This is a genomic window from Candidatus Stoquefichus sp. SB1 (genome assembly GCF_001244545.1).
Lineage (GTDB): Bacteria > Bacillota_I > Bacilli_A > Erysipelotrichales > Coprobacillaceae > Stoquefichus.
The window spans coordinates 149,367-164,721 of sequence record NZ_LN852693.1; the positions used below are offsets into that span (position 1 = coordinate 149,367).

General features: G+C 30.1%; 18 protein-coding genes. 15 read left to right on the plus strand and 3 right to left on the minus strand.

The features are described 5' to 3' along the window. Positions 1-55: 55 nt before the first annotated feature. The 9 genes from BN1865_RS01810 (at position 56) to BN1865_RS01850 (ending at position 8,652) form a co-directional block, all read left to right on the plus strand. Positions 56-1,279, plus strand: coding sequence for a M48 family metallopeptidase (locus tag BN1865_RS01810; protein ID WP_050635556.1), 1,224 nt, complete (start codon positions 56-58; stop codon positions 1,277-1,279). A gap of 35 nt (positions 1,280-1,314) precedes the next feature. Beyond that, complete coding sequence (locus tag BN1865_RS01815; protein ID WP_198527221.1) at positions 1,315-1,746, plus strand: pyridoxamine 5'-phosphate oxidase family protein; 432 nt, start codon at positions 1,315-1,317, stop codon at positions 1,744-1,746. A gap of 71 nt (positions 1,747-1,817) precedes the next feature. Then, positions 1,818-2,675, plus strand: coding sequence for a DUF5685 family protein (locus BN1865_RS01820; protein ID WP_232780292.1), 858 nt, complete (start codon positions 1,818-1,820; stop codon positions 2,673-2,675). Beyond that, a complete protein-coding gene (locus BN1865_RS01825) occupies positions 2,675-3,280 on the plus strand; it encodes a J domain-containing protein (protein WP_050635558.1) in 606 nt (201 codons plus the stop codon). The genes BN1865_RS01820 and BN1865_RS01825 overlap by 1 nt, the downstream gene beginning before the upstream one ends. 19 nt (positions 3,281-3,299) lie before the next feature. Next, on the plus strand, positions 3,300-5,072 hold the full coding sequence (gene dnaK, locus BN1865_RS01830) for a molecular chaperone DnaK (protein ID WP_050635559.1): 1,773 nt from the start codon (positions 3,300-3,302) through the stop codon (positions 5,070-5,072). Positions 5,073-5,202: 130 nt separating this feature from the next. Next, complete coding sequence (locus BN1865_RS01835) at positions 5,203-6,996, plus strand: EAL domain-containing protein (RefSeq protein WP_050635560.1); 1,794 nt, start codon at positions 5,203-5,205, stop codon at positions 6,994-6,996. 66 nt (positions 6,997-7,062) lie between these two features. Next, on the plus strand, positions 7,063-7,557 hold the full coding sequence (locus BN1865_RS01840) for a GNAT family N-acetyltransferase (RefSeq protein ID WP_050635561.1): 495 nt from the start codon (positions 7,063-7,065) through the stop codon (positions 7,555-7,557). A gap of 2 nt (positions 7,558-7,559) precedes the next feature. After that, positions 7,560-8,015 (plus strand): GNAT family N-acetyltransferase, encoded by a 456-nt coding sequence (locus BN1865_RS01845; RefSeq protein ID WP_050635562.1) that lies wholly within the window; start codon positions 7,560-7,562, stop codon positions 8,013-8,015. 16 nt (positions 8,016-8,031) lie between these two features. Beyond that, positions 8,032-8,652 (plus strand): NUDIX hydrolase N-terminal domain-containing protein, encoded by a 621-nt coding sequence (locus BN1865_RS01850; protein ID WP_050635563.1) that lies wholly within the window; start codon positions 8,032-8,034, stop codon positions 8,650-8,652. A gap of 32 nt (positions 8,653-8,684) precedes the next feature. Here the strand turns inward: BN1865_RS01850 and BN1865_RS01855 are convergent, their stop codons facing one another. Beyond that, positions 8,685-9,281 (minus strand): LexA family protein, encoded by a 597-nt coding sequence (locus BN1865_RS01855; protein ID WP_050635564.1) that lies wholly within the window; start codon positions 9,279-9,281, stop codon positions 8,685-8,687. 136 nt (positions 9,282-9,417) lie between these two features. On the opposite strand from BN1865_RS01855, the gene BN1865_RS01860 reads away from it, so the two are divergent. From BN1865_RS01860 to BN1865_RS01870, 3 genes are all read left to right on the plus strand, one after another. Continuing rightward, positions 9,418-10,671 carry a DNA polymerase Y family protein gene (locus BN1865_RS01860; protein ID WP_050635565.1) on the plus strand — a complete coding sequence of 418 codons (1,254 nt, stop codon included), beginning with the start codon at positions 9,418-9,420 and terminating at the stop codon, positions 10,669-10,671. A gap of 133 nt (positions 10,672-10,804) precedes the next feature. Further along, positions 10,805-11,074, plus strand: coding sequence for a hypothetical protein (locus BN1865_RS01865; RefSeq protein WP_050635566.1), 270 nt, complete (start codon positions 10,805-10,807; stop codon positions 11,072-11,074). 45 nt (positions 11,075-11,119) lie between these two features. Further along, positions 11,120-11,374, plus strand: coding sequence for an RDAC family protein (locus BN1865_RS01870; protein ID WP_050635567.1), 255 nt, complete (start codon positions 11,120-11,122; stop codon positions 11,372-11,374). Positions 11,375-11,400: 26 nt separating this feature from the next. On the opposite strand, the gene BN1865_RS01875 is transcribed toward BN1865_RS01870, so the two are convergent. After that, positions 11,401-12,417, minus strand: a complete 1,017-nt coding sequence (locus BN1865_RS01875; RefSeq protein WP_050635568.1) for a Gfo/Idh/MocA family oxidoreductase — start codon at positions 12,415-12,417, stop codon at positions 11,401-11,403. 159 nt (positions 12,418-12,576) lie between these two features. Between BN1865_RS01875 and BN1865_RS01880 the strand changes: the two genes are divergently transcribed. Both BN1865_RS01880 and BN1865_RS01885 read left to right on the plus strand, forming a co-directional pair. Then, complete coding sequence (locus BN1865_RS01880; RefSeq protein WP_050635569.1) at positions 12,577-13,362, plus strand: histidinol-phosphatase HisJ family protein; 786 nt, start codon at positions 12,577-12,579, stop codon at positions 13,360-13,362. Positions 13,363-13,383: 21 nt separating this feature from the next. Then, positions 13,384-13,908 carry a hypothetical protein gene (locus BN1865_RS01885; RefSeq protein WP_050635570.1) on the plus strand — a complete coding sequence of 175 codons (525 nt, stop codon included), beginning with the start codon at positions 13,384-13,386 and terminating at the stop codon, positions 13,906-13,908. Here BN1865_RS01885 and BN1865_RS01890 read toward each other — a convergent pair. Continuing rightward, positions 13,874-14,692: a putative manganese transporter gene (locus BN1865_RS01890; protein WP_050635571.1), complete on the minus strand. Its 819-nt coding sequence runs from the start codon at positions 14,690-14,692 to the stop codon at positions 13,874-13,876. The two genes, BN1865_RS01885 and BN1865_RS01890, sit on opposite strands and share 35 nt — an antisense overlap. 107 nt (positions 14,693-14,799) lie before the next feature. On the opposite strand from BN1865_RS01890, the gene BN1865_RS01895 reads away from it, so the two are divergent. Then, positions 14,800-15,354, plus strand: coding sequence for an HdeD family acid-resistance protein (locus BN1865_RS01895; RefSeq protein WP_082189876.1), 555 nt, complete (start codon positions 14,800-14,802; stop codon positions 15,352-15,354). The last annotated feature ends 1 nt before the right edge of the window (position 15,355 follow it).

A 15,355-nucleotide genomic window follows, 5' to 3' on the forward strand; every position in this document is an offset into this window, starting at 1 on the left:
TCTTTTTTCATTGTATCATTAAACATGATATAATGAGAAAATAGGGAGGGATAGAATGCGTTGGTTATTTTTAGGTTTATATACTTTATCATCATTATATTCATTGTTTTTATTATTTTTAAACCACCGACAGAGACGTTTGAAATTGCCTGAAAATATTCAAGATGTTTATGATCTTCATGAATATCAAAGGTGGCAGGCATATGAAGATGAAACTGATCGTTTTTCAATGATTTATCAAACTGTTGAATTCTTATTCATAAGTTTTATGATATTATCACCATATTATCAATGGATATCTGCTTTGTTTCCAAAGAATATTTTAATGAATTCATTATTAATGATGTTTATAACATCAATTATTGAAATGCTTGTACAAATTCCATTTCAGTATTATCAGATATTTGTTATTGAAGAGAAATATCATATGAATACAACCAAGTTACAATTGTTTATTATAGATTTATTAAAAGAAAATATCATGAATATGGGGTTATTGACAATCTTATTTGTGTTTGTTCATTTCTTTTCTTTATGGTTTGGATATGGGGGATTTGTGATTTTATTTATAATGATGATCATTTTAGTTGGATTTATTCAAAGATATCCATTACTGATTATGAAAATCTTTAATACTTTTACACCTTTAGAAGATGAGGATTTAAAAGATAATTTAACAAAACTTGTTGAGAAATATGGATTTAAATTAAAAGGTATTTATGTAACAGATGCATCAAAACGAACAAAACGAGCAAATGCTTTTTGTTGTGGAGCAGGAAAGAAGAAAGAAATTTGTTTGGATGATAATATGTTAATGCACTATCAAAAAGATGAAATTCTGGCTGTTTTTGCTCATGAATTTGGTCATGCGATTTATAGACATACAGAGAAATTAAGATGGTTGAATTATATACAGATGATTGCAATGTTTGGCATTTTTCTTTTTGTGATGATGAATCAATGGCTATACGCTGATTTTGGAATAGGACAGATGAATTATTTCATGGTGTTGGTTATTGTCAGCTGGCTCATAAGTCTTATGACAGACTGTTTCACAATAGTGACAAGTTATTATTCACGATTATGTGAATATGAAGCTGATGCTTTTGCAGTTAAAGAAGGATATGGAGAATTGCTCATTCATCTATTAAAAAAATTATCACGCAATGGACTTTCTAATATCTATCCTCATCCACTTGTGGTAAAATTATCATATAGTCATCCACCTTTGTCTCAAAGAATTGATGCAATGGAGCGATTAATAAAACAGGATGAATAATATTATTCATAAATGTACATTAAAGGAGAGTTATAATGATAAGAGATGTTCAAAAAACAATTGGTCTTCTCATTGATAAAGCCAATTTAACTGTAATTAGCAGTGTTGATGAAATGGGGTTTCCTGTAAGTAAAGCTATGCTTGCACCACGAAAAAGAGAAGGAATAAAGGTATTCTATCTCACAACTAATACTTCTTCTCAAAAAGTTCAAAATTTTAAAGTGAATCCAAAAGCCACTTTATATTTTGTTGATAAAAGATTTTATCGTGGTGTCAGTTTAATGGGATATGTTGAAATTCTTGAAGATCATGATGCAAAAGCAATGATTTGGCAGGATGGAGATACTATGTATTATCCATTAGGAGTTGATGATCCAGATTATTGTGTTATTAAGTTTACTGCTTTTCAAGGAAGATACTATCGTCAATTTCATTCTGATGATTTTGATGTTCCTGATGTTGAATAAAAGTTCTCTAGAAATAGAGAACTTTTATTCAGTTCATGAATAGTTAATATGATAGTCATATACTATAAACAATGATAAAAAGTAGAGGGAAAAATATGTTTGGATATGTTGTGGTTAATAAACCAGAATTAAAATTTAAAGAGTTTGATATTTATCAATCGTATTATTGTGGATTGTGTCAAACATTAAAAAATAAATATGGATTCAAAGGACAGGTTTCTTTAAATTATGATATGACTTTTTTAGCAATGCTATTAAGTTTGTTATATGATGGAAAGACCAATGAAGTTAATGAAAGATGTGTTATTCATCCAATGAAAAAACGTTTGAAATATTTTAATGAATATATTGATTATGCGGCTCAAATGACTATTGTCTTAGCTTATTTTAAATGTGAAGATGATTGGCTAGATGAAAAGAGTCTCACAAAACAAACGTATAAAAAATTAATTAATCATACATATGAAAATATAAAAAAATTATATCCTCAAAAAATCATGGTTGTTGAACAGGAATTGCATCAAATTAACCAGTACGAAAAAAATGAACATGAAAATATTGATGATCTTGCGGGATGTTTTGGACGTGTTATGGGTGAGATTTGTGCGTTTAGAGATGATATATGGCATGATGATTTATATGAATTTGGTTTTTATTTAGGAAAATTTATTTATATATTAGATGCATATGATGATATTGAAGAGGATATGAAAAAGGATACATTCAATCCTTTGAAAAAAGAATTGAATGATGAAGATTTTGATGATAAATGTTATATTTTATTGGAAATGATGATTTCAAGAGCAGCCAATGTATTTGAATGTCTACCAATTACAGAAAATATTGAAATTTTAAGAAATATCATATATAGTGGTGTTTGGACAAAGTATAAGTTAAGAAAGATGAAGAGAGCGGAGGATAAGAGTTAATGGATCCATATCAAATATTAGGTATATCTCCAAGTGCATCTGATGATGAGGTTAAGCAGGCTTATCGAACTTTAAGTAAGAAGTATCACCCTGATGCCAATATCAATAATGCACATCAGGCAGAATATACAGAAAAATTCAAACAAGTTCAAAATGCATATAAAACAATTATAGATAGTCGTAAACGTGGTTTTACCAATCAGAATTATGGAGCTGGTCAAGGTCAGAGTCAATCGACATATCAATATAATGGAAATGAGCAGGCAGCATTTAATGATGCAGCAGCATATATTAATGCTGGTCGTTTTCAGGACGCATTAAATATTTTAGAACAAATTCGTACACGAAATTCTATGTGGTTTTATTACAGTGCACTTGCAATGAATGGTGTTGGTAATAATGCAACTGCTTTAGAATATGCGAAGACAGCGGCTCAAATGGAGCCTGGTAATCTTCAATATTTATTTTTAGTACAGCAATTACAGGCTGGTTCAGGACAATATCGTTCTGCACAACAGTCTTATGGTTCACCTTTTGCGGGAACTGCAAATTGTTGTTATAGTATATTAATGATGAATTTATGTTTAAGTTGCTGTTGTCGATAAGTGAAAAAGGAGAAAAGTGATGAGTAAAATTATTGGAATTGATTTAGGAACAACAAATAGTTGTATGGCTTTTATTGAAAATGGAAAAACAACCATTATTCCTAATAGCGAAGGTGCTAAGACGACCCCTAGTGTGATTGCCTTTACAAAAGATGGTCAACGTTTAGTCGGAGAAAGTGCAAGACGTCAGGCAGTGACGAATCCTGCTCAAACTGTATCGTCTATTAAACGTGAGATGGGAACTGCTTATACCAAGAGAATTGGGCAAAAGGATTATACGCCACAGGAATTATCAGCAATGATTTTACAGAAATTAAAAATTGATGCACAAAATTATTTAGGTGAAGAAGTCAAACAGGCTGTTATTACAGTACCAGCTTATTTTAATGATGCACAACGTCAGGCGACTAAGGATGCTGGAAGAATTGCTGGTTTAGAAGTTTTAAGAATTATTAATGAACCAACAGCGGCAGCTTTGGCTTATGGACTTGAGAATAGTTTTGGACAAAAAATTATGGTCTTTGATTTAGGTGGAGGAACATTTGATGTTTCTATTATTGAAATAGGAAATAATGTTATTGAAGTTTTATCAACATCTGGTGATAATCATTTGGGTGGTGATGATTTTAATGATTGTATTGCTCAATATGTTATGAATGAATTTAGAAAAACAAATGGTGTTGATTTATCCCATGATCAAATGGCTAAACAACGTATTGAAGAAGCTTCTGAAAAAGCCAAAATTGAACTTTCAACAATGACATCAACAGTGATTTCATTACCATTTATTACCACAACAGCAAGTGGCCCATTAAATCTTGAAATGACATTAACACGTGAAGTTTTTAATCGTTTAACTCATGAATTAGTGGAACGTACAATTTTACCAATGCAAAATGCTTTAAATGATGCACGTCTTTTACCTGCTGAATTAGATAAAATTATTTTAGTAGGTGGTTCTTCACGTATTCCTTCTGTTCAGGATAAAATTAAAGAAGTCACTGGTATTACTCCTAGTAAATCTTTGAATCCTGATGAATGTGTTGCGATGGGAGCAGGAATACAAGGTGGAAAGCTTTCTGGTGATGTCAGTGCAATGGGACAATACGATGTCCTCTTATTAGATGTAACACCATTAACATTATCAATTGAAACAGTTGGAGGTGTTGCAACACCGTTGATTGAACGTAATACAACAATACCAACAAGCCATAGTCAAATTTTTACAACTTCAGGTAATTTTCAAACACAAGTAGAAATTAATGTATTACAAGGTGAAAGACCTTTGGCTAAAGATAATAAATCATTAGGAAAATTTAAACTCAAGAAAATCAAAAGAGCAATGCGTGGTGTTCCACAGATTGAAGTCACTTTTGATATAGATGCAAATGGCATTGTAAGTGTTTCAGCAAAAGACTTGGCAAGTGGAAATATGCAAAGTATTACAATTGAAAATGGTTCACATATGTCTGATGATGATATTGAAAGAGCGATTCATGAAGCACAGCAATTTGCTAGAGAGGATGCACAATTAAAAGAAAGATTGGTTTTTAAAAATGAGGTTGAAATGCTAGTTTCACAAGTTGAACAGGCTTTATCTCAAAATGGGAAACAGTTAGATAAAACAGTCAAATCACAAATTAAAGATGAATTAGCTAGTTTTAAAAAGTTAACAAAGAAAGTCAATTATGAAACATGTAGTGATGAAGAATTTCATAATATCCAAAATGCTAAGCAGCGATTAGAAGATGTGGCTGGTGTTGTGATTTCAATGTCACAAGGTCAAATGTAATGGAGACAGTGTCTCCATTTTTTAATATTTCTATATATTTTTTCTACATAATACAAATATCTATACTTTAAATTTAAAAAGATGTATAATAAAAATAAGTTAAATCATAAGAAATGTTGAGGGAATGGACATGAAACAAAAACAGAGTATGGGTGTCTATACATGCATTTGGGTTATTGCTATTATCATATTGATTGTTTCATTATTTCAAAATTTAGGATATGCAAAAGTGATTAATTATAGCGGAATTGTTAGAGGTGCAACCCAAAAATTGGTTAAGGAGGAGTTGCAGGGTGATCGTGATGATCAAACAATTGCTTATCTTGATAATATTTTAGATGAATTACAAACTGGTCAGGGACAGTTTGACTTAATGAAAATTGATGATGATGAATATCAGCAACAGTTATCTGAAGTGAAGGGTATTTGGAGTGTTATTAAAGATAAAATTTATGAAGTGAGAAATGGCAATCAGGATAATCAGTTGTATGAATTAAGTCAAGAGTATTTTACAAAAGCAAACCAGATGGTGGCTACGGCACAATTGATTTCAGATAATAGTTTGGTGTCTTCAATTGCCTTGTTTTTTATTTATTTAATTTTAACAGGGGGTGTTTTTGCGTTCTGGTATCACTATAAGCAAAAACAGATTCAAAAAGTGATGTATACAGATAAATTAACAGGTTTACATAATTTTTTGGCTTTTGAACTTGATTTGCAAAAGCGACTTGAGAATTTAGAAGATGAAAGTTATGCTTTGTTATGCTTTGATATTGATGATTTTAAATATTTAAATACAACATATGGTTATGCTTTTGGTGATCAATTATTACAGGTTATTGCAAGTTCTTTACAAGCGTTTATTCAAGATAAAGGGAGTTGTGCAAGAAATGGAAGCGATCGTTTTTATGCTTTGCTTCCTTATTATGATAATATCATAGATGATTTGAAAATAAGATTAAAAGATGATATGAAAAAAGGTATTGATTTGGATATTATTGATGATATTACATTTACCTTTGGTGGATATCTCATTGATAAAAATTGTTTAGTACAGGATATTCTTGATGATGCTCTGTTGGCTCATAAAAATGCAAAGAGTACTGGTAAAGGATATATTGTTTGGTATGATCAAAATTTATTAGATAAACTTTATCAGGAAAACTTAATTGTGAAACAAATGCATCATGGTTTACAAAATCAGGAATTTCAATTGTATCTACAACCTAAATTTTTGATTCCATCACTTCAGGTTGTTGGAGCTGAAGCTCTTGTGCGGTGGCATATGCATGATGGAAGCGTATTATATCCTGATGATTTTATTCCATTGTTTGAAAAAAATGGTTTTATATATGAATTGGATTTTGATATTTTTAAACAAACATGTCAGTTTATTCATGAATATCATCTCAATGAAGATTTTCCTATTTCTATTAATTTTTCAAGAGTCACTATTCATCATAAAGATTTTTATCAGCATTTTCATCAAATTATAGAAGATTATCAAATTCCTACAGGAAGTATTGAAATTGAAATTACTGAAAGTGCTTTTAATGATTTATCTTCATCAATTATGACAATGCTGACACAGTTAAGAAGTGAAGGATTTATGATTTCAATGGATGATTTTGGAGCAGGTTATTCTTCTTTGAATCTTTTAAATTCAATGTCTGTAGATGTTTTAAAAATTGATCGACAATTTTTATCAGAACAGGAATCAAAAAGTGAACAAATTATTCAATTGATTGTTGAACTGACAAAGTCATTAAATTTAAAAGTCATTTGTGAAGGGGTTGAAACACAAGCAGATGTTGAATTATTAACAAAGGTACATTGTCCTTTAGGACAAGGTTATTTTATTTCTAAACCTATTATAAAAGATGAATTTGCAAAACGATTTTTGCCAATTGAAATATCTGTTTAAGGCATTTTATCAATGCCTTTTTCTTTGGTTTATGATAAAATAATGCATATATAAAGGAGTATGATTATGGAAATAAGATTAGCAGATAAGAAAGATATAAATGATATTGCGATGATTGAAGCAAAATGTTTTCCTTCTTTAGAAGCAGCAACTTATGAACAGTTTTTAGAAAGATTTGAATCATTTGGAGATTGTTTTTTAGTTGCTGTTAATAATGATCAAGTGATTGGATTTATCAATGGATGTTCAACAAATGAACCATGTTTACCAGACGAACTTTATCATGATGCTTCTTTACATCAAAAGGAAGGACTCTATCAAACCGTTTTTGGCTTAGATGTTTTGCCTGATTATCGTCATCAGGGGATAGCAGGAGCACTACTTAAATCGTTTATTTTATTAGCCAAGCAAAGAGGGAAAAAAGGGATGGTTTTAACTTGTAAAGATTATCTAATTCATTATTATGAAAAGTTTGGTTTTGTTCGTCAAGGTATTTCTGATTCTCATCATGGTGGAGCTTCTTGGAATGATATGTTATATATCTTTGAGGATGGAGAATAGTGATGGAATTCAGTTATAAATATATTGAGGAAACAGATTTGAAGTCATGTGCTTATTTGTTTCAGGAAGCTTTTTTACAAGAACCATGGTATGAAGAATGGACATATCATCAGGCTTATGAACGTTTGTCAGAGTTGATGAGTTCAAAAGCAGCAATAGGATATGTGATTTATGATCAGGAAAAACTGATAGGAATGATATTAGGAAGACGAATGACCTATTTGGATAAACGACAGTTTTGGGTTGATGAACTTTGTATTAGCCAGCATTATCAGGGACAGCATTTGGGAAGCCGTCTTTTAGATTATGCAAAACAGGAATGTCAAAAGATACAAATATATCAAATGGTACTTAATACAATCAGAGGTGGGTTGAGTGAAAGCTTTTATCATAAAAATGGATTTCATGAAGAAAAATCTTTAGTATGTATGTCTTGTGATTTTGAATGTGATAAATAATAAGGAATTGAATAAGATGAAAAATAAAGATCTATTAGATGATATTATCGAATTGCAGAGTTTGGCTCAAAGTGGCTTATATTATGGCCATGATGCATTTGATTTAGAACGTTATCAGCGTATTCGTGAACTAGCCTGTGATATGTTAGCTATTTGTATGAATGAGCCAATTGTCAAAATGGAAAATGTTTTTTGCCATGAAGAAGGATATCAAACACCAAAATTAGATACAAGAGCTGTTATTTTTAATACTGATGGACAACTTTTATTAGTTCAGGAAAATGATGGATTATGGTCATTGCCTGGTGGCTGGGTTGATATCAATACATCGATTAAAGAAAATACTGAAAAAGAAGTGAAAGAAGAGGCTGGATTAAATGTTCAGGCTACAGAGATTATTGCGATTATGGATAGAGATAAACATAATCTTCCACGCTATCTTTATAAAGTCATTAAAGTCTTTGTTATGTGTGAAGTGATTTCAGGACAATTTGAAAAAAATATTGAAACATTACAATTTCAATATTTTACATTGGATAATCTTCCGCCTTTGGCTATGGCTAAAAATAATTTAGAACAAATCCAAATGTGTTTTAATGCTTATCAAAACAAAGCATGGAAAACTTATTTTGATTAAAAGAAAGACCTTCATTTATTATTGAAGGTCTTTTAAAAATATGTTTTTGTATAAACAACTTTACCAATAATACGAATAGGTAAAGTTTCTACTTCCTGTTTAGAAAAATAACGATTCTCAACATGAGGATTAGAAGCTTCTAAAATAAGCATATCAGGTTTACGAATTACCTTTTTTATTGTAACTTCATCATCACCAATCATCACAACAGCAATTTCTCCTGAAGAAACAGATGAGCATTGTTTAATGAGTGCTAAATCACCATCCATAATTCCAGAACCAATCATTGAATCACCTTCAATTTGTAAGAAAAAATCTCCTTTATAAAAATCTTCTTCTGTGACTTCCTCTTCACCCATATAATTTTCTTGAGCATACATATTATAACCTGCTTTGGCATAACCAAGAATTGGTCTTTTTAAATGAACAGAAGAGCCTTTAATGATAGGTTCCATATCATAACCAAGTAAATCATTTAAGCGTTGTAAGGTTTCATCTTGGATTCTTTTCACATCACCAGAAATCCAACGACTTACAGTTGATTTGGTCACACCTAAACGTTTTGCAATTTCATCGTTTGTTAATTGAAAACGGTATTTATAATCTTTAATGACATCTTTTAATTCCATAAAATACCTCCTTATGCATATTATAAATAATTATTCAACAAAAATAAAGGACTTTTTGTTATAAAATAAAAATGTTGCATAAAACAGTTGAAATATGCAACAATGTAGATTATAATGAAAACAAGGAGTGAGACATATGTGGGAAAAAGTAATTGTGCATGCTGATTTAAATCAATGTTATGCTCAAATTGAAGAAATGATATATCCAGAATTAAAAAAGGTTCCGATGGCAGTTGGAGAAAATAAAAAATCTGATCAGGGTGTTATTTTGGCAGTTAATGATTTGGCTTTTGAATATGGAATAAAGCAAGGAGATTCATTGAAGAACGCTTATCATAAATGTCCAAATTTGTTGATTGTTCAGCCACATTATGACGATTATCATTATTATGTGGAAGAAGTTAAAAATATATATCGTGAATATACTGATCATATAGAAAGTTTGGGATTAAATGAAGCGTGGCTTGATTTAACTGCTTCACAAAGATTATTTGGTGGAGATCCTATCAATATTGCTAAGGAAATTCAAATGCGTATTTATCAGGAAACAGGTTTCGTTGTTTCAATGGGAGTAAGCTTTAATAAAGCATTTGCTAAATTGGGTAATCATTTCGATAATGAAAAGGGATTAATGGTTATTTCTAAAAAGAATTTTAAAAATATTGTTTTTCCGTTATCAGTCGATATACTTTTAGATGTATCAAAGACAGTAATAAATCAATTAAAAGAAAATCATATTTATACGATTGGAGATATTGCGCATTGTCATAAAGAACATCTGAGTTCATTTTTAGGGCAAAATGGAGAAAGACTTTGGTATTTTGCAAATGGAATGGATGAGGGAGAGAATGCAATATTAGATTTAGAAGACAAAGTCAAATCAGTAGGAAATAGAATGACAACACAACGCAATCTTTCTACTTATGAAGATATAAGAAAAGTGTTGGCTGTTTTGGTTAAATCTGTTTCTTCACGCTTAAAAGAAAAAGAATTAAAAGGGTCAATTATTTCTTTACAAATGCGTGATCATAAATTGCATAGTTATATGTGTCAAAAGGAAGTAACCATTGCGACAAACAGTTCTACTGAAATTATGAAGGCTGTTGAAGCATTATTACAAGCCAATTATTTAGATTATGATCATAAATCTTTAAATCATTCTTATTGTAGTGTGAGTGTGATAGTGAGTCAATTAACTGATGATATACGAGCTGATCAGTTAGATTTCTATACTGATAAAAATCAAAGACAAAAAAGTAAAGGTATGGATATGATGATTGACTATATAAAAAATGCCTTTGATAAAATGAAACCATCTTATCTCAATGTTCATCAGGAATTGGTTGGATATCATTCTAAAAAGAAACATATTATTCGACCAGAAGGATAATTGATATTCTGTTTTAATATGGAATGTTAATGATTATAATAGAAAAACAAGAAATCTCTTTGAATGAATATTGTTGGTTTATCAGTTATTGCTCTTAAAATTATGAGTTATTAATTCTAAGGAGGAAAAAGAAATGATAGATTCAGATAAAGTGATTAGAGATATTTATACATCAGATATTATTTTGATGGAAGAGGAAATTGAAATGATGTATGGGGTTGATGATAGTTATTTTAATCAGCTTGAAAAGATTCGTCAAAAAATCGAAAATCATCAAGTTGTTTTATTAGAAGATGAATTTAATGATCTGGAAAAAAGTTTTGATGATTTTTATTTTGAATATGCTTATGTTCAGTTTAAAAGAGGTTTGGAACTTGGGCTGTGTTTAAGAAATATTCATTGATAAGCTTCTGATATTTGTTATACTTATAATAAGGAAGTGATGAAAATGCAAAGTACAGTTGATGTTATGATGGTTGAAGAATTAAATCAAATTTTAAAAAAACATAAAATTGATTATTCATTACATACAGTTGGCGGATGTTCATGTTGTGGACTACGTTTGAGATGTGATGGACAAAGTTATGATAATCAAGAAATTTTAAGTATCATTAATGATTATTTGGCGACAAAGTGGTTGGTTGCTAGTTTTCAAAAAGATGATCCTACAATGCTGTATATTGATTCAAAATTTCATCGTTAAACAAAAAAAGGGCAAATAGCCCTTTTTTAATGCATACCTTGAATTCCTTTTTCGAGTATCTCAATTTGTAAAAGTGTTTGTTCAGGTTTAACAAGTGGTTCTTTTCCATTGATAATTGTTTCATATAAAGCATCATAGTAACGTCCATAATCACCATTCACTGAAACAACCTTTTCTTCATGATATCCTTTCTCATCATAATATGTCAGCGTTCCATATTCACCTGGCAAGTCTACACCAAAGTCATCATGAGAAGGCATATAGAATAATTTCAAGTGTTCTTCCTGTTTATCTTTTTTCTCCTTCACAAACATTCCCTTTTTCCCATAAATCACAAAGCTAGGTCTTTCCTTCACTCTAAAGTAACTTGATTTCACTGAAACTTTCAATGTCCCATAGTATAAATCCAAATCAAAGTAGTCATTCATGCGTCCTTCACCTAACAATTGTCTGACATCATAATGAATATGATCTGGTTTTCCAAAATAAGAAATCACTTGATCAAGGGTATGACAGCCATGCCCATAAAGATAGGAATTGATGGAACTGAATTCATGAACTGATTCAGGAATGTAAGGACGATAGTAATCAAAATGCATTTCCAGTTCTAATAAATCACCAAGTTTACCTGATTCAATGACTTTTTGAACAGTGAGGAAATCACTGTCAAATCGACGATTTTGATAGCATTGAACAATCAGCCCTTTTTCCTTAGCCAAATCAAAGATTTCCTGAGCCTGCTGATAAGTATCAGCGAAAGGTTTCTCGACAACACAATGTTTACCAGAGAGAAGAACCTTCTTAGCATAATCATAATGAAAAGCAGAAGGAGTAGAGATAACAATGACCTGAACATCAGGATCATTCAAAAGATCATCAAGACTTTCAGTATAGATGACACCAGGGATTTCATCCCAAATATCCTTAGAATGATCTAAAGTAAAGATTTTCTTGATTTTGATTTTATCAGTTCTTTGTATTACGAAAGGGATATGGTAGCGATTGGCGCTCTTTCCATTTCCAATATATCCAATTGTAAGCAAAATAATATCCTCCTTATTTGTATTGTTAACTATATTATAAATCATTTGAGAAGAAATGTAGTTCATTTTCAAATTCTGATAAAAAATTTTTCTAAATTTGAGAATATAAGATTTTTATCATAAAATAGTATATACTGCCTATAAAGGAGGGAAGATTTTATGTTAGCAGATTATCATATGCATACCAATTATAGCAATGATTCGACTTATGATATGGAAGAAGCCATTTTAAAAGCAATTGATAGCCACTTAGATGAAATATGTTTTACTGAACATAGTGATTATGGAACAATGGGTGATTATGTTGTTGATTATAAAGCCTATTATCAGCAATATTTAAAGATGAAAGAAAAATATCATGAGGCAATTACAATAAAGTTTGGTTGTGAATTTGGAGTTCAAAGACATACAATTGATGAGTATAAAAGTGATTTTTTGAAATATCCGTTTGATTTTATTATTCTTTCTAATCATCAAATTGATGATATAGAATTTTGGACTTATAAGTATCAGGAAGGGAAAACACAAGATGAATATAATCGTGGTTATTATCAGGCTATTTTAGATGTAATAGAAATGTTTGATGATTATAGTGTTTTGGGACATCTCGATATGATTAAGCGTTATGATCGTATTGGTATTTATCCTGATGAAAAAGTCAAAGATTTAATTGAGAGAATATTAAAGATTGTGATTTCAAAAGGCAAGGGGATTGAAGTGAATACGTCTTGTTTTCGTTATGGATTAAATGATTTGACACCATCAAGAACGATTTTAAAATGGTATAAAGATTTAGGTGGAAAAATCATCACAATCGGGTCTGACACACATGAAGAAAAACATGTTGGATATCAGATTCAATATGTACAAGATGAATTAAAGAAATTAGGGTTTGAAGAGTTTTGTACTTTTGAAAAAATGCAACCTATTTATCATAAATTGTAGTTTTATGGGAACCATAAAGTTATGTTCTTATTATTGGAATTCATACTTTATGGTTTTTTAATTGTTTTTGATTGGTCTTGGATTAAATATTTGAGTATTTTTATATGTTTTTGTTATTTAATGCATAAAGGAAAGGGGTATGAGGTTTTTGTTGTTATTTTAGTGGCTGATGCTTTGTTATTGTGGAGTGAGGCTTATGAAATAGGTATTTATTGTTTTATGATTGTTCAATGTTTTTATCATTCATTGTTAAAAGGAAAGAAATCTTTCAATTGGTTCTTAATAACTATTTTCTATCCACATATTGTAGCATTAGCAATTGCTTATGCCTTGATGAGTATATGGAATCTGATATTAGCTATCTATCGCCGCCATTGGCTTGCTGTTACAATTGGTTTATTAGCACTATGTGATATGTGTGTAGTGATACAATTTTTAACTCATATCAATATTAGGGCTATTTGGTGGTTTTATTTGCCTTCACAAGTCTGGTATACAAAAAAGATTCTTTCTAATGAAGAAAGAACCATTGTAAAGGTAAACTGACGATAAGGGCGCTTAATAAAAGAATTGTACAAATTCTCACCAGTGTCCTTATATCAATTTTATTTTGTAATAAGACTAAAATTCCTAATCCGGCATTTGTGATTAAACCAGCCAAAAGTGATGGCATACTTAAAACTTGATTAATATGCAATTGTGTTAAGATAACGCTTGCTGCACAATTAGGAATAAATCCAAAAATAGCACTGATGATAGGTTGGACCATACTCTTATCTAAAAGAATATAGGAGAGTTTTTCAGAACCTATCATTTCAATAGCATAAGAGAGTGAGAAATTAACGATAAAGATAAAAGAGTATATTTTAAATGTTCTGATAAAAGCTTCAACAACAATAGAATGATCATGACAATGATTGGATGAAATGTCTGGTTGATCACTATATTGAGATTTGAATAAGAAATCTACCAAATAACCCACAATAACTGCCAAAATGAATTTCGTTACAATGATACTCAGTAAAGAAGTATAGAGTTCAGGGTTTGTAAGCAAGATAGGAACGGCTTCATCACTTGTGGCAATGAAAACACTAATGAGGGTTCCTAATGAAATGCGTTTGTTCATAAATAACATACTTGCTAAAACACCAAAGCCACATTGGGGAATAATTCCCAAAAGTGCTCCAATAATTGGACCATAAGAAGTTAAATAGTGTGTTATATTGTAAGAAGTATTTTTGTGTTCAAAATATTCTAAACAAAGATACATGATTAATAGAATAGGAATAATCACAAATGTATCTTTTATTGTATCTATAAGTATGTCCATATTTTCACCCGCCTTTTATCTATTTTATAGGAAAAATAAAAAAAATCAATGAATGTGTTCATATATTGTTAATAAGGAAGAGAAATAATATAAGAAAGAAGGTGAGTATGATGTTAGATTTATTACAGGGATTAAAGAAAGGTGTTGTATTATATTCTATTATAGCCATTGTTATGGGATTTATTCTGATTCTTTTTCCTGATACAACAAGTCAGGTCATTTGTTATGGTGTCGCAGCTATTATCTTTATTTGTGGATTGGTTAATTTTGTGAGATATTTTTCAAATGATTTTTCTTATCGTTTTGGCTATGATTTAATAAGTGGTTTTTTATTGTGTGCAATTGGTGTTTTTATGATGATCAGAAGTGATATTGTAATTATGATGATTCCTTTTGTGATAGGTATATTTATTGTTGTAGAAGGAGTGATGAATATAATCAGATCTTTTCAATTGAAAAGATGGGGGTTTGAAAGATGGATTTATGATTTGATATTAGCACTTTTATTATTTTTATTAGGTTGCATTGTGGTATTTAATCCGTTTGATGCAGCAATGATGTCAGTGATATTTATGGGTGTTTGTCTTATTTATGATGGTTTATTAAATTTGATTATTTTACATCGTAGTAATCAATTTGCGAAAATGTTGAGAGAGTATTAAA